Consider the following 288-nt stretch of genomic DNA (forward strand, 5'->3'; position numbering starts at 1 on the left):
GCGGCATATTTTCCGGGATGGGGTTCTCGAAATACTTGCGGTAGACCACATGGACGCAGCGGTCAATGACCGTCTGTTCCACCGGCTGCAAGCCCTCTTTGCCGCCACCGACATTCTGGCTGCTGGCGGCACCGGCACTGACAGCCAGCACCAACAGCAGCACCAGCGAGATCAGCGCTGCGCCGGAGCGATTGAATGTATTTTTCATAAAGATCAACCTTTCCTGGCCGCGCGTGTGCGGCCTGCTCTGGTGTCCTGTTGGGGCAGAACACAGGGTTTGTCAACGCT

General features: G+C 58.7%; 1 protein-coding gene. It reads right to left on the reverse strand.

The features are described from left to right. Window positions 1–208: hypothetical protein (locus tag P0G09_RS20475; RefSeq protein WP_275253601.1), on the reverse strand; the 208-nt coding region annotated here is incomplete at its 3' end. Between the last annotated feature and the right edge of the window lie 80 nt (window positions 209–288).

The organism is Faecalibacterium sp. DFI.5.82, from assembly GCF_029076575.1.
Lineage (GTDB): Bacteria > Bacillota > Clostridia > Oscillospirales > Ruminococcaceae > Faecalibacterium > Faecalibacterium duncaniae.